We start from the raw sequence: 21,895 nt of genomic DNA, 5'->3' as shown, positions 1-21,895 counted from the left end.
CTGAGCATGGTTATCGCCTGTCCGAGTTGTAATGGCTTAAATCGTTTACCGACACAGAAGCCGGCGCTTGAAGCGCGTTGTGGTAAATGCAAACAGCCATTGTTTAGCGGCGAGCCACTTGAGCTGACGGCAGCTAATTTTTCTGCCCATGCCAATAAAAGTGAATTGCCGCTAGTGGTGGATTTTTGGGCCGGTTGGTGTGGCCCGTGCCAGAGCTTTGCGCCGGTTTTCAGCCAGGCAGCACGTGAGCTGGAGCCGCATTTTCGCTTTGGTAAAATCAATACTGAGCAACAGCAGCAATTAGCGGCGCAGTTTAATATCCGCTCTATTCCTACCTTAATGCTGTTTAAACAGGGCAAGGTTGTGGCACAACAAGCGGGTGCTTTACCCAAGCAAGCCTTTTATCAATGGCTGTCTCAGTATAAGTAAGTGTTCACTCACATTTTGGAGGCATTATGACATCACAGGTTTTTACGCTCAGCAGTCCGGACATTAAAGAAGGCCACTTTATGGCCAAAGAGCACGAGTTTGATGGTTTTGGTTGCAGCGGCAAAAATGTGTCGCCCGAACTGCAGTGGGCTAATGCCCCTGCGGGAACCAAAAGCTTTGCCGTTACCGTATTTGACCCGGATGCACCCACTTGCTCAGGTTTTTGGCACTGGCTGGTCACCGACATACCTGCTGCTGCCACAGGCTTAGCCCGCGGCGCCGGTAAAGGCAGTTTGCCACCAGGTTGTCGCAGCTTTAACAATGATTACGGCAGCAAAGACTTTGGTGGTGCCTGCCCGCCCGAGGGCCATGGTATGCACCGTTATCAGTTTACCGTTTGGGCATTGCCGGAAGACAGCTTGCCGGCAGCAGATGGCGCCAGCGCCGCTGTGGTTGGCTTTATGCTCAACGCCATGGCACTGGGCAAAGCTACACTAACCGCCACTTACGCCCGCTAAGTGTTAACAACGGGATATCAGACTAAGGCCGCATACCGCGGCCTTTTTTGTTGCGCTAAGCTAAGGCTTTTCGCCAGCCGGAGGCATTATTCTGCCAATATCAGCAAACAATATGACTAACCGCATACCACAACGTTTTTATGTGTTGCTGGCCGGCTTTTTCAGTCAGTTACTTTGTCTGGGCGTTGCGCGTTTTGCTTACACGCCGCTATTACCGTTAATGCAGCAACAACAGGTGCTTAATGATGCCAGTGGTGGCTATCTGGCTGCGGTGAATTATCTCGGTTATATGGCCGGTGCCCTGCTGGCCGCCAGCCTGACTAACCTTAGACTAAAAGACAGCCTGTACCGGTTGGGGTTGATCTTAGCTGTATTGAGCACCTTGGGTATGGCGTTAACTACTAACGTTTGGCTGTGGTCGCTGTGGCGCTTTATTGCCGGTTTAAGCAGTGCCGGTTCTATGCTGATAGCCTCCGGCCTGATTATGCACTGGCTGTTAAGCCACAAACAACGGGCGGAGCTGGGCATCCATTTCGCCGGGCTGGGTTTTGGCATAGCGTTATCGGCGTTGTTAGTCGAGCTAATGGTAGCGTTACAGCTGGATTGGCGTGCGCAGTGGCAATACTTTGCCTTGTTTGGTGTACTGCTGGCGATTCCGGCCTGGCGCTGGTTGCCGCGGCCTGCAGTCGTTGTACTGTCGACACACAATAGCGCTGCTGATACGCCTCCGGCCAAACGCTTTATCCGCCTGATGCTGGCCAGCTATTTTTGTGCCGGCTACGGCTATGTGATCAGTGCGACCTTTATTGTCACCATAGTCGAGCGCATGCCGGGCTTAAGTGGCAGCGGTAACAACAGTTTTATCATACTGGGATTAGCGGCAGCGCCGGCGGTAATGCTATGGGATTTAATCGCCCGCAAAACAGGGTATCTGAAAGCCATTATGCTGGCGTTATTGGCGCAAAGCGTGGCAATTTTACTGCCATTATGGTTTAGCTCACTCACGGTGGTGCTGTTAAGCGCGGCGCTGTTTGGTGCGACTTTTGTCGGAGTGGTCAGCTTGGTATTAACCATGGCAGGGCGACTGTACCCGAGTAAACCGGCGAAACTAATGGGCAAAATGACCCTGGCCTACGGCAGTGCTCAGGTAATAGCGCCGGCATTAACCGGCTATTTGGCCGAAACCACCGGCCACTATGCTATCGGCTTGTATCTGGCGGCGGGTTTTGTTGCGTTAGGCGCACTGCTGATTGCGGTGTTAATAGCAACGGATAACACCGCCCAGCGATTGGATCAGCTGAGTTAGTTACTTCCCGATACAGAATAAGAAAATTATATATAAATCAATTCAATATGTGCGTTGCGGGGTGGGTAGGGATCAATGTCCGTGAACCGGAACCCTCATAACGTACTGATTATAAAAAGTATTACTCTACTCTATCTCACCCGGATCTTCATCCGGAACGATGTTTAGGTCCAAATGAAGCTGATTTGAGCTGTTCAGCCCGGCAATTTTTTTAAGCTCGTCAGGAGTCTCATCACTGAAGGTCGCGAGGTAGTAGTAGGGATGGCCGTCGTCACTACTAACCATGTCATATTCCACGAAGTACTGCTCTACCTCTTCGAGCGTCCAGTGAACCTCTCCTGCAATAGCAACTAATAGATCGGTGTTGTCGTCAAGGTGGTTGTGACCTTGGGGGAGAGCTGAAAGTTCTGCAGAGGTGATCCCTTTATCCTTCCAGTTTCTCAGAATGCCTGACCATAAATTAGCTCGCAGGTTTGAGCTGGGTTGGAACCTAGAAGCATTCCAATGAATGACATCTCGCTCACCGTTTTTCAAATAAAGAACGACCTGTGCTCTCTTGCGTGCTATCAGTTCATTTTTGAAAGATGCCTCATTAGGAACGAAAGTTAGGGACGGTTTGCCGTCGCTGGACTTCGGTCCGCTCTCCTCAACCGAGTCGAGTAGTCGCTCGATAACTCTCTCTGGCGTGTCGAACCCGACTGCCAACCCTTCTAATCTGCGGTACACATCATCTGAAATGCTTATTGTAACTGGCATCTTAATATTTCCATGGATTTAATCATATATAGAACTATATATGATTAATCGCATAGGTCAAGCTTTCTTCCGGAAGACCTGGTTCATTGCAAACGTAATTAAATTAGTCTCAACGGATAAATTCCACGTGTGTCTACTGGAGTCGAAACATAACTTATTTCAGGTCGACCAAGAGCTGCAATAATTAATCGACAAGCTAATGCCTGCATTTGTAATAGCGTGCTGCTTTGAGTGCCAGTTCTTACATTCCCTCCGTACACAGCAAAACCTAATGGCTCGTCAAAGAATAGGGCTTCATGCATAGCGTCGTTGCGAACTACAGAAATCTGCGACGCTTTTTTTGGACTATCAACTTTCGCCCATGTCGGTACTGGTATATTAAACTTTGTACACATCCATTCGATTCGCTGAGCGTGGGAGTTAGGCTTACTGCTGTCTATTGGTTCCTTAACTGACAGCAACTTGTAGCATGTATCGAGCGCCATATACAAATACTGAAACCGCTCAAATGCCAAAGAGTGCGGGTATTGCGAAAGAAACAAAGAGTGGATAATTGCAGCTACTCGTTTCAAGGCTCTAGGTTGCCCACGTGCATTCTTTACGTAGCTTAGAACCAATTCAATTGCATCCTCTAAAGTGCAGCGATTAAGTACAAAATCTACCAATTTTCCCGGCTTAATCGGCGTTGCGTCGACAAAACCAGCTTCCGTTGTCGTAAGTCGCATACCTGTAAAAAATGATATACACCATACAACAAAATCAAGTTCTTCATGGGATGCACCATCGTGAAGTGTCAGCACGTGAGTTTTAGGAAGTCCAAACACTCTGGTGGAATAAGGCAGCTCCTTTTTAACACCATTGATGAAGTTTTTTTCAAATGCTTTTCCGGGGTAAATCCAGTCATTTATTACATTTGAATCGGACAAAACATGCTCTACAGCATATTTATGGTCAGGGAGTGTTTTAACCGAAAAACGCTCATTTTCGATGTCTAGGTGGTGCGGATAAAATCCAAAACATATTGTGTTTTTCACTTTTTCACCAAGATAACTGATATTTTGACGTAGTTATTTTTGCAGCGTAGCTTAAATTATTTGTATACATAGCGTGTGGATAACTTAAATTATATTGACAGATGAAAGGTGCTCGATTGACTTTTGGCGCGTCGCATACAAGCATCTGCTTAGATCACACTGCTTCAGCGATCCTTAGTGCCTCTTTGTTATGCTCTCACTCTGAAGGACAACGTGGCTTGTCATATATGAATAGGTCTAGTGGTTAGTGCAAGCGTTTGAGTTAACGTTATCCGTCTTCCATTCTGGAGCTTTAATAATACACTAGACGCAAGGAGTGTTTCCTTTCACGGTCTGGTTGTCGCTTTTAATATTAAGACTTTATTTACCGATACAAAACGAGCTGAAAATCTTACCGAGTAAGTCATCCGAACTAAATTCGCCGGTAATTTCGTTTAAGTGCTGCTGGGTTAGCCGCAGCTCTTCTGCGAGGATTTCGCCGGCGATATAACTGTGTAGTTGTTCCTGGCCGATAGCTAAATGTTCGGCGGCACGGTCCAGTGCATCTAAATGACGGCGGCGCGCCAGGAAGCTGCCCTCGGTGCTGGCGTCAAAGCCGATACATTGTTTTAAATGCTCACGCAGCGCATCGATACCAGCGCCGGTTTTAGCGGACAAGCGATACACGGGTGTATGGCTATCGGTATCCGGAGTCATTGGTTCGCCGGTTAAATCGGCTTTATTGCGAATAACCGTTACACCCAGGTTCGCCGGTAAACGGTCGATAAAATCGGGCCAGATATCGTGTGGATCGGTGGCGTTGGTGGTGGTGCCATCAACCATAAACAGTACCCGGTCGGCTTGCTCTATTTCTTGCCACGCCCGCGCTATACCAATTTGTTCGACCTGATCGGTAGCGTCCCGTAAACCGGCGGTGTCGATAATATGCAGCGGCATGCCGTCGATATGGATGTGCTCACGCAGTACGTCGCGGGTGGTACCGGCTATCTCGGTGACAATAGCGGCTTCGCGGCCGGCAAGGGCATTTAGCAAGCTGGATTTACCGGCGTTAGGACGGCCGGCGATAACAACCTTCATGCCTTCGCGTAAAATACTGCCCTGGGTGGCCTGCTTTTTTACTGTGGCAAGATAATCAATAATCTCAGCTAAATTAGTGGCAACTTTGCCGTCGGATAAAAAGTCGATTTCCTCATCGGGGAAGTCTATCGCTGCTTCGACGTACATGCGCAGGTGAATAACTTTTTCGACCAGTTGGTGAATACGGTTGGAGAACTCGCCCTGTAATGATTGCATCGCACTGCGTGCTGCTTGTTCGCTACTGGCGTCAATTAAGTCGGCAATGGCTTCGGCCTGGGCTAAATCGAGTTTATCGTTTAAGAATGCGCGCTCAGAGAACTCGCCCGGCCTGGCGATACGCACATTGGGCAGGGCTAATACCTGTTTTAACAGCATATCCAGCAGCACAGGGCCGCCATGACCTTGTAGCTCCAGTACATCTTCGCCGGTAAACGAATTTGGCCCGGGGAAGAGCAGGGCGATGCCCTGGTCCAATACCTTAGCCTGGCTGTCAAAAAACGGTAAGTACTCGGCGTAGCGCGGTTTAGGCAGCTTGTGCAGTATAGCTTGGGCGACGGCTTTGGTATCGGGGCCGGAGATACGGATAATACCGACACCGGCGCGGCCGGGGGCGGTGGCTAAAGCGGCGATGGTGTCGGTAGTAAACATGGTGTTGCCTCTTAATAGAAAAAGCCTGTCAACGTGATGCGACAGGCTTAAGGTTTAACGGCAAGGGCAAGGAAATCATCATTTCGCCGCTTTCGACAGCACGTCGCTGCTTTTAAAAACTACGGCGCTGTCTCAATCTCCGCAACATCCCTGTTGCTGCTACATGATGACACCTTACCCCTGCTTTTTAGCTTGTTTAAGCTTTTTTAGTATGCAGGCCTTTCTTTTCCATACCTTTGTAGATGTATAACATCTGCGCCAGTGAAATAAGGTTACTAACAAACCAGTACAGTACTAAACCACTTGGGAACCACAGGAAGAATACAGAGAACGCCACAGGCATCCACATCATAATCTTCTGCTGCATTGGGTCGGTAACCTGCATTGGTGTCAGTTTTTGCATTAAGAACATGCTTAAACCAAACAGAACCGGCAGTACGTAGTACGGGTCTTGCGCCGACAAGTCGTTAATCCACAGCATAAAGGGCGCGTGGCGCAGCTCTACGCTTTCCACAAATACCCAGTATAGTGCCAGGAAAATCGGCATTTGGATCAGCATCGGTAAACAGCCACCCATAGGGTTAACTTTTTCTTTGCGATACAGTTCCATCATAGCCGGGCCCATTTTCTGCCGGTCGTCTTTGTAGCGAGCCTGCAGTTCTTCAATTTTCGGCTTTAAGTTACGCATTTTGGCCATCGACTCGTACTGCACCTTGGTTAACGGGTACATAGCGCCTTTAACAATCAGCGTGATACAAATAATTGCCAGACCCCAGTTCACCACAAAACCTTGAATGGTGGTGAGTAACCAAAACAGTGGCTTTGAGATAAACCACAGGAAACCGTAATCTACGGTTAAATCCAGACCATTGGCCAGTTTAGCCAGGTTATCCTGGGACTTAGGGCCGGCGTAAAAGCTGCTGCCTAAGCTGATTTGTGCGCCGGGTTCGATATTGACTGCCGGGCCTTTAGCACCTATAACACCCTGACCATTGCGCACCAGGCTGTATAACTGATTATCGGCTTGTTGATCCGGTACCCAAGCTGCGACAAAGTAATGTTCCAGCATTGCTACCCAGCCACCATTAGTGGCTTCCAGCAGGTTTTTGTCCTGCATATCATCAAATTTGTATTTGTTGTAACGGTCTGTAGAAGTACCGAAAGCTCCACCGCGGTATATCGGCATCATCATGCTGCTTTTTTCGCCGTTATCGATACTTTGCACCAGATGTTGATAAGGCTGAACGGTTTTAACTTCGCCGCTTTGGTTTTGGATAAAATATTCTACCCGGACATCATATTGGCCGGCCGTAAAGGTAAAGCGTTTTTCAATTTGCAGGCCGTTATGGTTAAACATTAACGGTACCACTAATTCTGTGGCGCCCTCTGCCAATGTATAGCTTTGTTGTGTGCTGCTGTATACCGGCCGGCTGTTACGGCTGTCGTCCGGGCCATCGCGGCCAATCAGGCCGGATTGCGCAACATACTCGAAGCCCGGTAAGCGGCGCATTAACGGGTAAGCATCACCGGCACCTTTATTCAGCTCAAACTCCGGTAATTGCAGCGCAACAATATCGCCACCACGGCTGCTGATGGCTAAATCCAGTACATCAGTTTTTACACTGATAGTGCTATTGCCGCTTGCGGCTACCTGCGCCGGTTGTTCGGCATCGGCGGTGGTCAGCTGTAAATCGGCAGAACCGCCTGCACTGTTGCTGCTTTGTTGCGTTACCGGTGTTGCCGGCTTGGGTGCAGTGTCAATATTCCACTGCTGCCAGAGTAAAAAACTGACCAGTGCCAGACCAATAACTAATAAACTACGTTGTGATTCCATGGCTTAGCTTTTCTCATTGTGCTTTTCAGGAACAGGATCATCACCGCCCGCATGCAAGGGGTGACATTTCAGTATTCGTTTCGCTGCTAACCAACAGCCTTTTAATACGCCAAAGCGTTCTATCGCGGTGATAGCATAATGTGAGCAGGTTGGATTAAAGCGGCAGCTGGGTCCAAACAGCGGACTAATCAGTCTCTGGTACCCGCGCAGCAGCGTTAACGCTATGCTGACAGCGAAGCGGTGTACTGGCGAGCGATCTTGCGCCATAACTTTTCCAGTTGCCGTTGTAACTCATCATTAGCGGTATTGCTAATATCACCTTTCACCATCAGTACCAAATCGACACCAGGCAACTCATGTTGATGCAAACGAAAGCTGTTACGCACGCAGCGCTTAATACGATTGCGGTGCACGGCTAATTTAACACGTTTTTTCGCGATAGTAAGGCCTAATCGGGGATGAGGCAGTTGATTGGCTTTTGCCAGGATGGTGAACAGCGGGGAAGAAACCCGAAAAGGAAGTTGGAAGACGTTATCGAATTGACCGGGAGTTAACAGACGTAACTCCCTGCCGAATTTCAAGCTGACCACTCAGCGGCTAACCGCTGATTAAGCAGATAAACGCTGACGGCCTTTAGCACGGCGACGCGCTAGTACCTGACGACCACCTTTGGTAGCCATACGAGCACGGAAACCGTGGTTACGCTTGCGCTTTAATACGCTTGGTTGAAAAGTTCTTTTACTCATAATCTCATCCGTCCGGTCGAAATATTTACTAAAGGTTTCTGTGTTTTAGTAAATATACCAAAACGCAGCTGACAAAAATGAGCGCGAATTTTAAGTAGTCTGGGGCCTAAAGTCAATCTGATCCTGTGTTTTATTGCACAGCGATCTTGTCTGAGCCTGTTTTTACTAAAGTTTTCCACAGGGCGCTGTAGTTTAACTGAATAAAGTGTGGGTTATTTTACTTTTAGTTCAAATTGGTCGGGCAAAAAGCGGCAGTATTATGAAATGGTATAAGAGAAATATATTGTTTTTAAACATTGGCTTATGGCTGTTTCTTTGCGCAGGGCGCTAATTTGAAAAAGTCAATATTGAAGTTGTGGATAAGATAGTACCATAATGTGCGCTTCGTTAACTTACGCCAGCCTTTTTAATCATTATAACTAAGGCTTCAGGAGATATGGTGTATCAGTCCGTTTGGCAAAATTGCCTGCAAGCGCTGCAAGCCGAATTGCCCGCGCAGCATTTCAGTATGTGGATCCGCCCGTTGCAAGCCGACAGTTCTGACACAGGGCTTACCTTATACGCGCCAAATCGCTTCGTGCTGGATTGGGTGCGTGAAAAGTATCTCAGCCGGATCTTAGAGCTGATCCAGGATTACTGTGGCGACGATGCGCCGCGCTTAAAGTTTGATGTGGGTTCCAGCCAAAGCAATAAAGCACGGTCTAATACGCCGGCGCCGGCTATAGCCGCTGTGCCGCAAGCTGCGCCCGTGCAGCGTGACGCGCCAGAACCGGCACCCAAGACTATCGTTACCAGCAATGTGCGCGCTAACTACACCTTTACTAACTTTGTAGAGGGTAAATCGAACCAGTTAGCCCGTGCTGCTGCCAGTCAGGTAGCCGATAACCCCGGCACCGCGTATAACCCTTTGTTTATTTACGGCGGCACCGGTTTGGGTAAAACCCACTTATTGCACGCCGTTGGTAACGGTATCCTGGCAAAGAAGCCGGATGCCAAAGTCATTTATATGCACTCTGAACGCTTTGTACAAGATATGGTAAAAGCGTTACAAAACAATGCTATAGAAGAGTTTAAGCGCTATTATCGGTCGGTTGACGCGTTGCTTATCGATGATATTCAGTTTTTTGCCAATAAAGAGCGCTCGCAGGAAGAGTTTTTTCACACCTTTAATGCCTTATTAGAAGGCAACCAGCAGATCATTTTAACCAGCGATCGTTATCCGAAAGAAATTGATGGCGTGGAAGACCGGTTAAAGTCGCGTTTTGGTTGGGGACTGACTATCGCTATCGAACCGCCTGAGCTGGAAACCCGTGTCGCCATTCTGATGCGCAAAGCGCACGAAAACCAAATCCGGTTACCGGAAGAAGTGGCGTTTTTTATTGCCAAGCGCTTACGTTCTAACGTGCGCGAGTTAGAAGGCGCATTAAACCGTGTTATCGCTAATGCTAACTTTACCGGCCGGCCGATTACTATCGATTTTGTGCGTGAAGCGCTGCGCGACTTACTGGCGTTACAGGATAAGTTAGTTACCATCGAGAATATCCAAAAAACTGTGGCGGAATACTACAAAATCCGTGTAGCCGACTTATTGTCTAAGCGGCGTTCGCGCTCAGTTGCACGGCCGCGGCAAATGGCGATGGCGTTATCGAAAGAGCTGACCAACCACAGTTTGCCGGAAATTGGCGATGCTTTTGGCGGTCGCGATCACACTACAGTGCTGCATGCCTGCCGTAAGATCGAATCGTTAAAAGAAGAAACGCACGAAATAAAAGAAGACTTCCAGAATTTAATCCGTACTTTGTCATCCTAAAGGGACGTGGTCATGCAATTTACCATTAACAGAGACGCCTTACTCAAACCATTACAAATGGTGTCCGGTGCCATAGAGCGCCGCCATACGCTGCCTATTTTATCTAATGTATTGTTGGAAGTAAGTGAAGCGTTATTATTACTTACCGGCACCGATTTAGAAGTCGAGCTGGTCGCCACTACCGATGGCCTTACCGTGCAGAGCCCCGGCCGTATTACCGTACCGGCGAAAAAGCTGCTGGATATTTGCCGTAGCTTACCGGAAGGCGCAGACATCCGCGTACAGCTGCAGGGTGATAACTGCGTGCTGACCTGTGGTAAAACCAAGTTCACCTTATCGACCTTAAGTGCGTCAGAGTACCCCAATTTAGAGAGCTGGCAGGGCGAGGTTGATATTCAGCTCAGCCGTATGCAGCTGCGCAAGTTGCTGGACGATACCGCCTTCTCGATGGCGAACCAGGATGTGCGTTATTACTTAAACGGCTTATTGTTTGAAGTAGACAATGGTGCGGTAAAAGCCGTTGCCACAGACGGCCACCGTTTGGCGCTCAGCAGCCTGGAATTGCCGGGTCTGGTTGCCCAACAAAAACAAATTATTATTCCACGCAAAGGCGTATTAGAAGTGATGCGCTTGTTAGCCAGCGACGACCAACTGGTTACGTTGAGTCTGGGCCAAAACCATATCCGTTTAACCGACAGCAATTATGTCTTCAGCAGTAAGCTGATTGACGGCCGTTTCCCTGATTACCGCCGTGTCTTGCCACGCAACAGTACCAAGCTGGTTACTGCACACCGCAGTGTGTTAAAAGATGCCTGTACCCGCGCCTCTATTTTATCTAACGAGAAATACCGTGGCGTGCGCTTTACCCTAAGCAGCGGTGAGCTGCAAATTGTGGCGAATAACCCTGAACACGAACAAGCCGAAGAAGTGATTGAAGTGGAATATCAGGGCGACAACCTGGAAATTGGTTTTAACGTTGGCTATCTGCTGGACGTGTTAAATACCCTGGCCACTGATCTGGTTATTCTGCATTTAAACGACGCTAACTCCAGTGCGCTGGTAGAAGGTGTTGGCAATGTGGGCGCCTCTTACGTTGTTATGCCAATGCGCCTGTAACTATGTCACTGTTGTCAGTTAGCGCCAGTCAGTTTCGCAATCTGACGGCAGTGTCGTTAAACGCACATGCGCAGTTTAATTTAATTGTTGGCATGAACGGCAGTGGCAAAACCAGCCTGTTGGAAGCCATTTACTATTTGGCCCATGGCCGCTCCTTTCGTACCAGCCGGCCACAGCGTTTAATACAGCATGATAGCGACGCCTTTGTGTTACATGCTAAGGTGTCGGCACAACAGCACACTCACAGTTTGGGTTTGCAGCGTGATAAGCAGGGCGATTTAGTGCTGCGGCTAAATGGTAGCAATGTTAACCGGCTGGCCGAATTTGCCAGTTTGCTGCCGGTACAGCTTATTACGCCAGACAGCTTTCGGCTGTTTTTTGGCGGGCCAAAAGAGCGGCGGCAGTTTTTTGATATGGGTTTGTTCCACGTGGAACAAAGTTTTTTCGACAGCTGGTTACGCTTTAACAAAGTGCTGAAGCAGCGCAACGCCTTATTGAAAACCAGCCGGCAGTATGACAGCCAGTTCGAATTCTGGGACCAGCAGTTTACCGTGCTGGCGTTTGAACTACAGCGGTTGCGGCAACACTATGTCAGTCAATTAGAAGCGGCGTTTCGGCAGTTAACTAATGGCGATGCGTTAATGCAGCAGTTAAGTTTTCAGTTGCAGCAAGGCTGGCCGGAAAAAGTTACCGAGCCGGCGCAGTTGCAGCAGTTACTGCAGCACAGCTTTAGCCAGGACAGCCGGATGGGCTTTACCCAGTACGGCCCGCAGAAGGCCGATTTAAAGCTTAAAAAAGACCAGTGGGCAGCAGAAGAAGTGTTATCCCGTGGTCAGTTAAAAGTGTTATTATTTGCGCTTAAAATTGCGCAAAACAACGTAATTCGTGACAACGGCCAGAAACAACCGCTGTTGTTGATCGATGATTTGGCGTCGGAGTTAGATCAGGAATCTACCCGACAGATTTTTAGTTATTTACGCGATATAAACTCACAGGTTTTTATTACTGCAATTAACGCTGAACAGGTTTCACCTTTTATCACCGCCGAACAATTGGCGATGTTTCACGTGGAACATGGACAGCTAACAGCACGGACAGATGACGATGGCCGAACAACATAACTACGATTCCTCGAGCATAAAAGTATTAAAAGGACTGGATGCAGTTCGTAAAAGACCAGGCATGTACATCGGCGATACCGATGACGGCTCAGGCTTACACCATATGGTATTTGAGGTAGTTGATAACTCTATCGACGAAACCCTTGCCGGGCACTGTTCTGATATCTGGGTAACTATCCACAGCGATGGTTCGGTATCGGTGCGCGACAATGGCCGTGGTATTCCAACCGATATGCACGAAGAAGGCGTATCCGCCGCTGAAGTTATTATGACCGTGCTACACGCCGGTGGTAAGTTTGACGATAACTCCTATAAAGTATCCGGCGGGTTACACGGCGTGGGTGTATCGGTAGTTAACGCGCTGTCTGACAAGCTGGAACTGACTATTCGCCGCAAAGGCCAGGTGCATCAGCAAATTTATCATCTGGGTGTACCACAAGCGCCATTAGCAGTAATTGGTGAAACCGAAGATAAAGGTACCACTATCCGGTTTTGGCCAAGCCCAACGGTATTTACCGATATCAATTACCACTTTGATATTCTGGCTAAGCGTTTGCGCGAGCTGTCATTCTTAAACTCCGGCGTCAGTATTATCCTGACCGACGAGCGCAACGATAAAAAAGACCACTTTAAATATGAAGGCGGCATCGAAGCCTTTGTACAGTACTTAAACCGTACTAAAACCAGTGTGCACCCGAAGGCTTTCTATTTCACCGATCAGCGCGATGACGGTATTTCGGTTGAAGTCGCCATGCAGTGGAACGACAGCTATCAGGAAAACGTATTTTGTTTTACCAATAACATCCCACAGCGCGATGGTGGTACTCACTTAGCCGGTTTCCGCGGTGCCTTAACGCGGGTATTAAATACCTATATCGAGCAGGAAGGCTACGCTAAGAAGATGAAGGTGCAAGCCTCGGGTGATGATGCCCGTGAAGGCTTAACTGCGGTAATCAGCGTTAAAGTACCGGACCCTAAATTCAGCTCGCAAACCAAAGATAAACTGGTGTCCAGTGAAGTGCGCTCGGCGGTAGAAAGCGTCATGGGCGAGAAGCTAAACGAATATCTGCTGGAAAACCCGGGTGACGCTAAGATCATCGTTGGCAAAATTGTCGACGCTGCCCGTGCCCGTGATGCCGCGCGTAAAGCGCGTGAAATGACCCGCCGTAAAGGCGCGCTGGATATTGCCGGCTTGCCTGGTAAGTTGGCTGACTGTCAGGAAAAAGACCCGGCTTTGTCTGAACTCTATATAGTAGAGGGTGACTCTGCGGGTGGTTCTGCCAAGCAGGGCCGTAACCGCAAAAACCAGGCTATTCTGCCGTTAAAGGGTAAAATTCTGAACGTAGAAAAAGCCCGCTTCGACAAAATGCTGTCATCGCAAGAAGTTGGCACCCTAATCACCGCCCTGGGCTGTGGTATCGGCCGTGAAGAATATAACCCGGATAAAACCCGTTACCACAGCATCATCCTGATGACGGATGCTGACGTCGACGGCTCGCACATCCGTACGCTGCTGTTGACCTTCTTTTACCGTCAAATGCCGGAGCTTATCGAGCGCGGTTATATCTACATTGCTCAGCCGCCACTGTATAAAGTGAAGAAGGGCAAGCAAGAGCAGTATATTAAGGATGAAGCAGCGTTAACAGAATACCTGACCACGCTGGCTCTGGACGAAGCCTCGCTGCACGTTAATGCCGACGCGCCTGGCATCGGTGGTACTGCGCTGGAAACGCTGGTACGCCAGTACCACAAGGTTTCGGCCACTATTGTACGCTTAACACGGAAAATCCCTTATAACCTGCTAAATGAACTGATTTATGTACCGACGCTGGATGTAGCACAGGCCAAGTCAGCAGAGTACAGCGAGCAATGGGCAAAGAACCTGGTTCAGCGCCTGGATGATAAAGAAGGTGATGGTTCCAGCTACAGCTATGCGGTACATGAAGACCGCGAGCGCCAATTGTTCCTGCCGAAGGTGATTATTCGTCAGCACGGTATCGATAATGAATACCTGCTGCACTACGACTTTGTTACCTCGCGCGATTACCTGAGCATCGCTGCACTGGGTGACGCTATCCGCGATCTGATAGAAGAAGGTGGCTATATCCGCCGTGGTGAGAAAATCAAACCGGTAGAAACCTTCCTCGAAGCGCTGGAATGGTTAATGAGTGAGTCTAAGCGTGGCCTGTATATTCAGCGCTATAAAGGGCTGGGCGAGATGAACCCGGAACAATTGTGGGAAACCACCATGGATCCGCAAAGCCGCCGCATGTTGCAGGTAACCATTGAAGACGCCATCGGCGCCGACCAGTTGTTCGCCACACTAATGGGCGACCATGTAGAGCCGCGCCGTGCCTTTATTGAAGAGAACGCGCTTTATGTGGCTAACCTGGACGTGTAACCTGACGCTGATTTGATATGTAATCAAAAAACGGGCCGACAGGCCCGTTTTTATTTCTGCTCTGCTTTTACTTCCGGTTCGGCGTAGTAATAGCCCACACCGTACATGGTATGGATAAAGCGTAGCTTGGGGTAGAGCTGGCGGTGTTTGGCGCGCAGTTTGCGGATATGGCAATCTACCGTGCGCTCGTTAATATCTTTAAAGTCGGTATAGCTGCTGTCGATCAACTGGCTGCGACTGAAAATTTGTTTCGGGTGTCTGGCCAATACCTGATGAAAGTTAAACTCCAGCCTGGTCAGGCTTACTGATTGCTGCGGCGAACTTAACGTAAAGCGCTGCTCGTTCAATACCAATAACGGCACAGGCTGTGCGGTCGTAGGTTGCGGCGCAGCGACAGGCGCGCTCAGGGCTTTCATGTGTAGCTTTAAGTCGCCCAGTACAGTGTTCAGCTCGGTTATCTGTGCCGACAAACGTTGATACAGCACATCCGGCATAGTAGATTGCTGTACCTGCTGCTCCAGCAACGACACCAACAAAAAGGCTTTTTGCGACAGCTGTGCGCCGGTATGCGTATCGGTTTCGTCAGTCACTATCATCGGTAAACCTCCGGAAAACGCTACTATGACGTAAAAAAAACGAAAGTGAATAGCACTTTACTTTTCTTCACGCTTTTAGCGCTTTTCTTCCACAATTTTTCCATAGTGCTGCGCTAACTTGATATTGGCTAAATACGGCTTTACCAATATTAAGGTAATTATGGCGATGCACCAATACTTTAATGGATTATTAATGGGTACGGCAGTGCTGCTGTGCGGCTGCTCAGTCTTTGCTGATCGTGCGGCACCACCGGCAGGATTGGAGGAGCGGGTACAGCCTGATGCCGGCTTGCCGGCATCCAAAACCGCCGGGCCGGATCCAGACGACCCTTACTATGCAGCATTGGAACCGGTGCCCGAGCCCATGCCGTTGCGCAATACCGGCTCACTGTTTAATCCCGAGCGGTTGCATAGCCTGTATATCGAACGTTCACATTTTAAAGCCGGCGATATCGTGTCAGTACAGCTGTCCGAATCGACCAAAGCGACGAAAAAGGGTAATACCCAGCTGAAGAAAAGCACAGAGTACAACCTTGACCCTATCCGGGTGCCTGGTGGTAACCTGGAAATAGCCGGTAGAGAAGTTAACCTTGGCTTAAGCCAGGATCAGCAGTTTCAGGGTGACGGTTCGGCCAGCCAAAGCAACGACTTTGAGGGCGAGCTGACCGTAACGGTAATGCGGGTGCTGAGCAACGATAACTTACTGGTGCGCGGTGATAAATGGATGCTGATAAATAACGGTAAAGAATTCATACGCTTAACCGGAATAATCAGGGCAAAAGACATTGATAAGGATAACAAAATTAAGTCGACGAAAATTGCCAATGCCCGGATCGAATACTCCGGTACCGGTGCTTTGGCCGACAGCCAACGGCTGGGCTGGCTGACAGAAAAACTGAATAATCCTGAACTATGGCCATTGTAAACTTGCACTACGCATTCGCTATCGCTGTGGTGCTGCTTAGCGGCTGCAGCTACGAGCGCACTATCCGCTATCAACTGGAAGCCCCGGCACAAAGTTTGGTGCTGGAAGCCACCGGCTATGCCGTCGTGGCATCGCAGCCAGGCAGCAGCTACGAAGATAAGTTGTTACAGGCAATGGCAGCGTCGCGTCAGGATGCGTACCGGCGCTTAGCCGAACAGTTGTACGGTAAAAAGCTGACGGCCAGCAGCAGTGCTGACCAGGCAGTGCTAACCGCTGACAAAGTGCAAAGCCAGGTGCAGGGCGTTATAAAGGGTGCCGAGCTGGTTACAGAGGCGATAGAAGGTCACTTTTATGTTACGCGGTTAAAGCTGGATACTGCCAACTTAGTTACGCTGCCGCAGGCTGAGCTGACTCCGCTAAGCAGCCGTGTAAAGTGGTGGTACTGATGCGCGCCGGCTTAGTGTTGTTGTATTGCTTGCTGCCCTGTGTTGCCAGCGCCGATTGGTACAGTGGCAGTGGCAGCGCGGTGGTGTTTGATGACAACCGCCAACTGGCGCGGCAACAGGCAGCCAGGCAGGCATTGCGCAGCGCCTTACTGCAGGCGGGTGTGTCCCTGACGGCACTGAGTGCGTTGCGCCATGACGAACCGGGTGCTGAGCTGTTTACTCTGCAGTCCGGGCTGCCGGTTGCGCAAATTGTAATTGAAGAAGAGCATCAGCGTGATAACAGGTTGTCGGTGACGTTAAAAGCCGATATCTGGCCACAACAAAGCCTGTGTGAACAGCGTGCTGTAGCAAAAGCCGTGCTGTTGGCGCCGTTAAGTTTGGCACCGGCAGCGGCCCCGGTAACGCTGAATAACAGCGGACTGATGAACGAAATAAACCAGCGGCTCTTTGCCGCGCTGCGCGCTGCCACCGCAGATTTTCTGGTCAAGGCGGTTGCTCCGGGCCCCCTGGCCGCGCCGGAGCAGTACCACGCAACTGCGGCACAGCAACAACTGCGCTACCTGGCAGAATCGGCTCAGGCACAGTTTATTATCAGTGGCCGGCTGCTTAACCTTGCTTTTGGCGTGCAGCCGGCTGGCTTACTGAAAAAACAACGTTGGGTGCGTCAGTTTGCCATGGAACTGAGTGTGTTTGACGGTGTAAGCGGCAATCTTATCCAAAGCAAAACCTACCAAAGCCGTACCCTGTGGCCGTACGCCATGACCACGGAGACTGATCCGGCCAGCGACCAACTGTGGCGCTCAGACTATGGTATTGAACTGCAACGGTTGTTACACGACGCGGTTGACGACAGCGCCGCACTGCTTAGCTGTGTGCGGGTAAAAGCACAGGTGATCCGCGTAACAGACCACAGCGTGGCGATAAGCGCCGGCAGTCGTCAGGGCCTGCAGGTGGGCGACAGGTTCAGCTTAACCTACAGCGACAGCTTTACCGATAGCTGGGGTAACCGCTATCAAAGTGCGACACCGGAGCCGGCGCAGTTGGAGGTAATTCGCGTTTATCCGGACCATGCCGATACGCGGCCGGTAAACCAGAGGTATCCGGCGGCGGTACAGGTAAGAGACCAGGTACAACAAGACAGTTTCAGGGAGCCACAGTATGCAAATTAATAACACCTTACTTAACAGCCTGACAGACTGGTCAGGCAAAACAGACGCTGACAACACTGAAGGCGATAACTTTATGCAAACGCTTAGCGCCGCTTTAACGCCCGATAATGCCAAAGACCCCGGCGAGCAGGCCGCGCAGCTGATTAGCCGGCTAAGTGGCGGGGCGGATGGCAGTGCCGCCGGTTTAAGCAGTTCGGACGCTATGTTTGCTGCCCTTACACAGAATATGATGCAAACTATGCTGCAGGATGCGTTAACGCCGCCACAAACTGCCGCGCAAGCCGAAGCGGCAACTCCCGCCGGCGCCTTTAGTGACGGCAGTACACCTGGCTTTGGCGACGTGCTGGACATGGTTAATCCGTTGCAACATATCCCCGTGGTAAGCCAGTATTACCGCGACTGGACCGGCGATGATATGGGCTATATTTCTCAGGTAGCCGGCGGCGCGCTGTGGGGCGGCAGCCTTGGGGTAGCGGCGTCTTTTGTTAACCTTGGCCTTACCAGTGTTATGGGCCAAAGCCCGACGCAATATATACAACAGTTTTTTGCCGGCGACGACGCCACAGCAGCCGGCTCCGCCAGCAATACCCTGGCGGGCAACAACAGTAACAGCAGCCGTAAAGCCGTTAGTAACAACGTCAGCAATACCGTCATCACCAGTCCTGCCTATAATAACGGCAATAACTCCGCTAACTATAACAGACCCGTTACCGCCAACAGTACAACTGCGCGTGGTCCCATCAGCAGTTAAACCGGTACAAAGTGGCATTGGTGCAGCTGTAACGGCCCTCAAACGGCCGCTATCGCCGTGCCGGTGCTAACATTTTTGCTAAAAGCCCTTACTAACCCTACAGATCGAGGCCACAACCAGGTATACTTTCCAGTCATTTTTTCAGTGAGTCACTTCGCATGCATAAGTACGATATTAAAACCTTCCAGGGCTTAATACTGGCCTTACAGGATTATTGGGCACGCCAGGGCTGTGTATTGGTGCAGCCGCTGGACCTGGAAGTGGGCGCCGGTACCTTCCATCCGATGACCTTTCTACGCTCACTGGGGCCAGAGCCCACCAACGTGGCGTATGTGCAGCCGTGCCGCCGGCCTACCGACGGCCGCTATGGCGAGAACCCGAACCGCTTGCAGCATTACTATCAGTTCCAGGTGATTTTAAAGCCGTCGCCGGACAATATTCAGGAGCTGTACTTAGGCTCGCTGCGTGAGCTGGGTATTGATACCCTGGTGCACGATATCCGCTTTGTTGAAGACAACTGGGAGTCGCCGACATTAGGCGCCTGGGGTCTGGGCTGGGAAGTATGGCTAAACGGCATGGAAGTGACCCAGTTTACTTATTTCCAGCAGGTTGGTGGCTTAGAATGCCGCCCGGTTACCGGCGAGATTACCTATGGTTTAGAGCGTCTTGCCATGTATATCCAGGGCGTTGACTCTATCTATGACCTGGTATGGACCGACGGCCCGCTGGGTCGGGTAACGTACGGCGATGTATTCCATCAGAATGAAGTAGAGCAAAGCACCTACAACTTTGAGCACGCCGACGTTGCCGCATTGTTTAGCTACTTTGATCAGTGCGAAAAAGAAAGCCAGTATTTAATTGAGCAGGGTCTGGCGTTGCCGGCCTACGAGAAAGTAATGAAAGCCTCGCATGCTTTTAATATGCTCGATGCCCGCCATGCTATTTCGGTAACCGAGCGCCAGCGCTATATTCTGCGGGTACGGGCGTTGGCCAAAGCCTGTGCAGAAGCCTATTACGCTACGCGTGAGAAGCTGGGTTTCCCACTATGTAACAACCAGCGCAGCAAGCAGGAGGCATAATGAGCGTGCAAGATTTTTTTGTTGAAATTGGCACCGAAGAGCTGCCACCTAAGGCGTTAAAAACGCTGGCGACAGCTTTTGCTGATAATCTTCAGGCTGAACTGGCCAAGTTAGAGCTGAGTCATGCTGATGTGCACTGGTATGCCGCACCACGGCGTTTAGCGGTACGTATTAATGGCTTAGCGGCGCAGCAAGCCGATAAAGTAGTGGAAAAACGCGGCCCGGCTATCGCATCTGCCTTTGACGCTGACGGCAAACCGACCAAAGCCGCCCAAGGCTGGGCAGCCGGTTGCGGTATTACTGTAGACCAGGCTGAAAAGCTGGAAACCGATAAAGGTGCCTGGTTATTGCATAAGGCCAAAGTGGTTGGCGCTGCCAGCGTGAGTTTACTGCCGGAGGTAGTGCAGCAGGCGCTGGCGAAATTGCCGATTGCTAAACCGATGCGTTGGGGTAACTCTACCGCTGAGTTTATCCGCCCGGTACACACCATTATTATGCTGTACGGCAAGGACGTAGTGCCTGCAACAGTTTTGGGCCGTAACAGCGGCAACCAAACACACGGCCATCGTTTTCATGCACCGGAAAAAGTCACGGTTAACCATGCTGATGACTACCTGGCAACGCTGCGTAACGCTTTTGTAGTGGCAGATTTTGCCGAACGTAAAGCCTTTATTGCCGCTGAAGTGGCGAAAACCGCTGCCGCACTGAACGGCAAAGCGCTGATGGACGATGCCTTACTGGAAGAAGTTACTGCGCTGGTCGAGTGGCCGGTGGTGTTAGTGGGCAGCTTTGAGCAAAGCTTCCTGCAAGTGCCGGCAGAGCCGTTAATTTCTACCATGAAAGATAACCAGAAGTACTTCCCGTTACTGGATAGCAACGGCAAGCTGCAGAACAAGTTTATCTTTGTCGCCAATATCGCCAGCAAAGATCCGCAGCAAATTATCGAGGGTAATGAAAAAGTGGTGCGGCCGCGTTTGTCTGACGCACAGTTCTTTTTTAATACCGACCGCAAGCAAAAGTTGGAGCAACGTTTAGATAGCTTAAAAACGGTGCTATTCCAGCAGCAGCTGGGTACCCTGGCAGAGAAGTCTGAGCGTATCAGCAAAGTGGCCGGCTTTGTCGCGGCGAAAATTGGTGCTGAGCAAGCCGCAGCAGAACGTGCCGGCTTACTGTCCAAGGCCGACTTAATGACCAACATGGTTGGCGAGTTCCCTGAAGTACAGGGCATTATGGGCATGCACTATGCGCGTTTAGATGGCGAAGCAGAAGCGGTAGCCCTGGCACTGAACGAGCAATATATGCCGCGTTTTGCCGGCGATGAGCTGCCAACACGGCCGGAAGGTGCCGCAGTAGCCATTGCTGATAAGCTGGATACTTTAGTTGGTATTTTTGGTATCGGTCAGGCGCCGAAAGGCGACAAAGATCCGTTCGCGCTGCGCCGTGCTGCCATTGGCGCGCTGCGTATTATAGTCGAAAAGCAGCTACCGCTGGATTTGGTGGATATTATCGCCTTTAGCCAGCAAACTTTCGGCACTAAGCTGAGTAACGCCAAAGTGGCAGAGGAAGTGCTGGACTTTATGCTCGGTCGGTTCCGTGCCTGGTACGAAACCGAAGGCTACAGCGTTGATGTTATTCAGGCGGTATTGGCACGCCGGCCAACTAATCCGGCAGATTTTGACCGTCGCGTTAAGGCGGTAGCCGAGTTTGGTAAGCTGGATGCTGCCGCAGCCTTAGCGGCAGCCAATAAACGCGTAGCCAATATTCTTGCCAAAGTAGAGGGTGATATTGCCACTACGGTAAATGCTGCCTTACTGCAGGAAGACGCCGAGCAGGCGCTGCACAGCGCCATCGTGGCTGAACACGCTTATCAGGCCGGCCAGCATAGCTATGCCGAAGGTTTGGCGCATTTGGCTTCAATGCGTGAGGTTATCGATAACTTCTTCGACAAGGTAATGGTAAATGCCGATGACGCGGCCGTGCGGGCTAACCGCCAGGCGTTGTTAAAGCAACTGCGCGAGCTGTTCCTGCAAGTAGCCGATATTTCTGTACTGCAGTAATGCAATGAAATAACTGAAGAAAAGCCAGCTTAATGCTGGCTTTTTTATTGTCGGCCTTAAACCACCTCCTATGGAG

At 50.3% G+C, this 21,895-nt stretch carries 21 protein-coding genes; 13 read left to right on the top strand and 8 right to left on the bottom strand.

The genetic code is table 11. The features are described from left to right. Positions 1 to 6 precede the first annotated feature (6 nt). The 3 genes from trxC (at position 7) to HRH59_RS17555 (ending at position 2,253) form a co-directional block, all read left to right on the top strand. The gene (trxC, locus tag HRH59_RS17565) at positions 7 to 429 is read left to right on the top strand and encodes a thioredoxin TrxC (RefSeq protein ID WP_173502574.1); all 423 of its coding nucleotides are present in this window, start codon (positions 7 to 9) and stop codon (positions 427 to 429) included. A 26-nt stretch (positions 430 to 455) separates the two neighbouring features. Continuing rightward, on the top strand, positions 456 to 947 hold the full coding sequence (locus HRH59_RS17560; RefSeq protein ID WP_173502573.1) for a YbhB/YbcL family Raf kinase inhibitor-like protein: 492 nt from the start codon (positions 456 to 458) through the stop codon (positions 945 to 947). Positions 948 to 1,059: 112 nt separating this feature from the next. Continuing rightward, entirely contained in the window at positions 1,060 to 2,253 is a 1,194-nt protein-coding gene (locus HRH59_RS17555) for a YbfB/YjiJ family MFS transporter (protein WP_173502572.1), read from the top strand. A gap of 126 nt (positions 2,254 to 2,379) precedes the next feature. On the opposite strand, the gene HRH59_RS17550 is transcribed toward HRH59_RS17555, so the two are convergent. From HRH59_RS17550 to rpmH, 7 genes are all read right to left on the bottom strand, one after another. Beyond that, the gene (locus HRH59_RS17550) at positions 2,380 to 3,009 is read right to left on the bottom strand and encodes a hypothetical protein (RefSeq protein WP_173502571.1); all 630 of its coding nucleotides are present in this window, start codon (positions 3,007 to 3,009) and stop codon (positions 2,380 to 2,382) included. A 98-nt stretch (positions 3,010 to 3,107) separates the two neighbouring features. After that, entirely contained in the window at positions 3,108 to 4,043 is a 936-nt protein-coding gene (locus HRH59_RS17545; RefSeq protein ID WP_218573554.1) for a hypothetical protein, read from the bottom strand. A gap of 360 nt (positions 4,044 to 4,403) precedes the next feature. Continuing rightward, positions 4,404 to 5,768 carry a tRNA uridine-5-carboxymethylaminomethyl(34) synthesis GTPase MnmE gene (gene mnmE, locus HRH59_RS17540; RefSeq protein WP_173502570.1) on the bottom strand — a complete coding sequence of 455 codons (1,365 nt, stop codon included), beginning with the start codon at positions 5,766 to 5,768 and terminating at the stop codon, positions 4,404 to 4,406. Between the two features lie 196 nt (positions 5,769 to 5,964). Next, positions 5,965 to 7,602: a membrane protein insertase YidC gene (gene yidC / locus HRH59_RS17535; RefSeq protein ID WP_173502569.1), complete on the bottom strand. Its 1,638-nt coding sequence runs from the start codon at positions 7,600 to 7,602 to the stop codon at positions 5,965 to 5,967. A gap of 3 nt (positions 7,603 to 7,605) precedes the next feature. Further along, positions 7,606 to 7,869: a membrane protein insertion efficiency factor YidD gene (gene yidD, locus HRH59_RS17530; RefSeq protein WP_173502568.1), complete on the bottom strand. Its 264-nt coding sequence runs from the start codon at positions 7,867 to 7,869 to the stop codon at positions 7,606 to 7,608. Beyond that, positions 7,824 to 8,192: a ribonuclease P protein component gene (gene rnpA / locus HRH59_RS17525; protein WP_173502567.1), complete on the bottom strand. Its 369-nt coding sequence runs from the start codon at positions 8,190 to 8,192 to the stop codon at positions 7,824 to 7,826. The genes yidD and rnpA overlap by 46 nt, the downstream gene beginning before the upstream one ends. A gap of 18 nt (positions 8,193 to 8,210) precedes the next feature. Beyond that, positions 8,211 to 8,348 (bottom strand): 50S ribosomal protein L34, encoded by a 138-nt coding sequence (gene rpmH, locus HRH59_RS17520; protein WP_068237138.1) that lies wholly within the window; start codon positions 8,346 to 8,348, stop codon positions 8,211 to 8,213. Between the two features lie 439 nt (positions 8,349 to 8,787). On the opposite strand from rpmH, the gene dnaA reads away from it, so the two are divergent. From dnaA to gyrB, 4 genes are read left to right on the top strand one after another with little or no spacing between them, the layout of a single operon-like run. After that, the gene (gene dnaA, locus HRH59_RS17515) at positions 8,788 to 10,158 is read left to right on the top strand and encodes a chromosomal replication initiator protein DnaA (RefSeq protein ID WP_173502592.1); all 1,371 of its coding nucleotides are present in this window, start codon (positions 8,788 to 8,790) and stop codon (positions 10,156 to 10,158) included. Between the two features lie 12 nt (positions 10,159 to 10,170). Then, positions 10,171 to 11,274: a DNA polymerase III subunit beta gene (dnaN, locus tag HRH59_RS17510; RefSeq protein WP_173502566.1), complete on the top strand. Its 1,104-nt coding sequence runs from the start codon at positions 10,171 to 10,173 to the stop codon at positions 11,272 to 11,274. Positions 11,275 to 11,276: 2 nt separating this feature from the next. Beyond that, a complete protein-coding gene (gene recF, locus HRH59_RS17505) occupies positions 11,277 to 12,395 on the top strand; it encodes a DNA replication/repair protein RecF (protein WP_173502565.1) in 1,119 nt (372 codons plus the stop codon). Then, entirely contained in the window at positions 12,379 to 14,796 is a 2,418-nt protein-coding gene (gyrB, locus tag HRH59_RS17500; protein ID WP_173502591.1) for a DNA topoisomerase (ATP-hydrolyzing) subunit B, read from the top strand. Before recF ends, gyrB begins: the two co-directional genes overlap by 17 nt. Positions 14,797 to 14,846: 50 nt before the next feature. Here the strand turns inward: gyrB and HRH59_RS17495 are convergent, their stop codons facing one another. Continuing rightward, entirely contained in the window at positions 14,847 to 15,392 is a 546-nt protein-coding gene (locus HRH59_RS17495; protein WP_173502564.1) for a winged helix-turn-helix domain-containing protein, read from the bottom strand. Between the two features lie 160 nt (positions 15,393 to 15,552). On the opposite strand from HRH59_RS17495, the gene HRH59_RS17490 reads away from it, so the two are divergent. The 6 genes from HRH59_RS17490 (at position 15,553) to glyS (ending at position 21,819) form a co-directional block, all read left to right on the top strand. Next, a complete protein-coding gene (locus HRH59_RS17490; protein ID WP_173502563.1) occupies positions 15,553 to 16,317 on the top strand; it encodes a flagellar basal body L-ring protein FlgH in 765 nt (254 codons plus the stop codon). Next, positions 16,305 to 16,763: an LPP20 family lipoprotein gene (locus HRH59_RS17485; protein ID WP_173502562.1), complete on the top strand. Its 459-nt coding sequence runs from the start codon at positions 16,305 to 16,307 to the stop codon at positions 16,761 to 16,763. Before HRH59_RS17490 ends, HRH59_RS17485 begins: the two co-directional genes overlap by 13 nt. Further along, positions 16,763 to 17,932: a flagellar assembly protein T N-terminal domain-containing protein gene (locus tag HRH59_RS17480; protein ID WP_173502561.1), complete on the top strand. Its 1,170-nt coding sequence runs from the start codon at positions 16,763 to 16,765 to the stop codon at positions 17,930 to 17,932. The genes HRH59_RS17485 and HRH59_RS17480 overlap by 1 nt, the downstream gene beginning before the upstream one ends. After that, positions 17,922 to 18,683, top strand: coding sequence for a hypothetical protein (locus tag HRH59_RS17475; RefSeq protein ID WP_173502560.1), 762 nt, complete (start codon positions 17,922 to 17,924; stop codon positions 18,681 to 18,683). Before HRH59_RS17480 ends, HRH59_RS17475 begins: the two co-directional genes overlap by 11 nt. A 158-nt stretch (positions 18,684 to 18,841) precedes the next feature. Continuing rightward, positions 18,842 to 19,762 (top strand): glycine--tRNA ligase subunit alpha, encoded by a 921-nt coding sequence (gene glyQ, locus HRH59_RS17470; protein ID WP_068237157.1) that lies wholly within the window; start codon positions 18,842 to 18,844, stop codon positions 19,760 to 19,762. Further along, positions 19,762 to 21,819, top strand: a complete 2,058-nt coding sequence (glyS, locus tag HRH59_RS17465) for a glycine--tRNA ligase subunit beta (RefSeq protein WP_173502559.1) — start codon at positions 19,762 to 19,764, stop codon at positions 21,817 to 21,819. The genes glyQ and glyS overlap by 1 nt, the downstream gene beginning before the upstream one ends. The last annotated feature ends 76 nt before the right edge of the window (positions 21,820 to 21,895 follow it).

The sequence above is a fragment of the Rheinheimera lutimaris genome (genome assembly GCF_013283795.1).
Taxonomy (GTDB): Bacteria; Pseudomonadota; Gammaproteobacteria; order Enterobacterales; family Alteromonadaceae; genus Alishewanella; species Alishewanella lutimaris.
The sequence above is the reverse complement of the archived record's forward strand: the minus strand, read 5'-3'. Positions and strand labels throughout refer to the sequence as shown.

Excerpts from the sequence above, each read along its gene's own strand:
- HRH59_RS17560 (WP_173502573.1), top strand. The coding sequence starts at position 456 with ATGACATCACAGGTTTTTACGCTCAGCAGTCCGGACATTAAAGAAGGC.
- yidD (WP_173502568.1), bottom strand. The coding sequence starts at position 7,869 with ATGGCGCAAGATCGCTCGCCAGTACACCGCTTCGCTGTCAGCATAGCG.
- recF (WP_173502565.1), top strand. The coding sequence starts at position 11,277 with ATGTCACTGTTGTCAGTTAGCGCCAGTCAGTTTCGCAATCTGACGGCA.
- HRH59_RS17555 (WP_173502572.1), top strand. The coding sequence starts at position 1,060 with ATGACTAACCGCATACCACAACGTTTTTATGTGTTGCTGGCCGGCTTT.
- HRH59_RS17495 (WP_173502564.1), bottom strand. The coding sequence starts at position 15,392 with ATGATAGTGACTGACGAAACCGATACGCATACCGGCGCACAGCTGTCG.
- glyS (WP_173502559.1), top strand. The coding sequence starts at position 19,762 with ATGAGCGTGCAAGATTTTTTTGTTGAAATTGGCACCGAAGAGCTGCCA.
- gyrB (WP_173502591.1), top strand. The coding sequence starts at position 12,379 with ATGGCCGAACAACATAACTACGATTCCTCGAGCATAAAAGTATTAAAA.
- rpmH (WP_068237138.1), bottom strand. The coding sequence starts at position 8,348 with ATGAGTAAAAGAACTTTTCAACCAAGCGTATTAAAGCGCAAGCGTAAC.
- trxC (WP_173502574.1), top strand. The coding sequence starts at position 7 with ATGGTTATCGCCTGTCCGAGTTGTAATGGCTTAAATCGTTTACCGACA.
- glyQ (WP_068237157.1), top strand. The coding sequence starts at position 18,842 with ATGCATAAGTACGATATTAAAACCTTCCAGGGCTTAATACTGGCCTTA.
- HRH59_RS17490 (WP_173502563.1), top strand. The coding sequence starts at position 15,553 with ATGGCGATGCACCAATACTTTAATGGATTATTAATGGGTACGGCAGTG.
- dnaN (WP_173502566.1), top strand. The coding sequence starts at position 10,171 with ATGCAATTTACCATTAACAGAGACGCCTTACTCAAACCATTACAAATG.
- HRH59_RS17485 (WP_173502562.1), top strand. The coding sequence starts at position 16,305 with ATGGCCATTGTAAACTTGCACTACGCATTCGCTATCGCTGTGGTGCTG.
- mnmE (WP_173502570.1), bottom strand. The coding sequence starts at position 5,768 with ATGTTTACTACCGACACCATCGCCGCTTTAGCCACCGCCCCCGGCCGC.
- HRH59_RS17550 (WP_173502571.1), bottom strand. The coding sequence starts at position 3,009 with ATGCCAGTTACAATAAGCATTTCAGATGATGTGTACCGCAGATTAGAA.
- HRH59_RS17475 (WP_173502560.1), top strand. The coding sequence starts at position 17,922 with ATGCAAATTAATAACACCTTACTTAACAGCCTGACAGACTGGTCAGGC.
- yidC (WP_173502569.1), bottom strand. The coding sequence starts at position 7,602 with ATGGAATCACAACGTAGTTTATTAGTTATTGGTCTGGCACTGGTCAGT.
- HRH59_RS17480 (WP_173502561.1), top strand. The coding sequence starts at position 16,763 with ATGCGCGCCGGCTTAGTGTTGTTGTATTGCTTGCTGCCCTGTGTTGCC.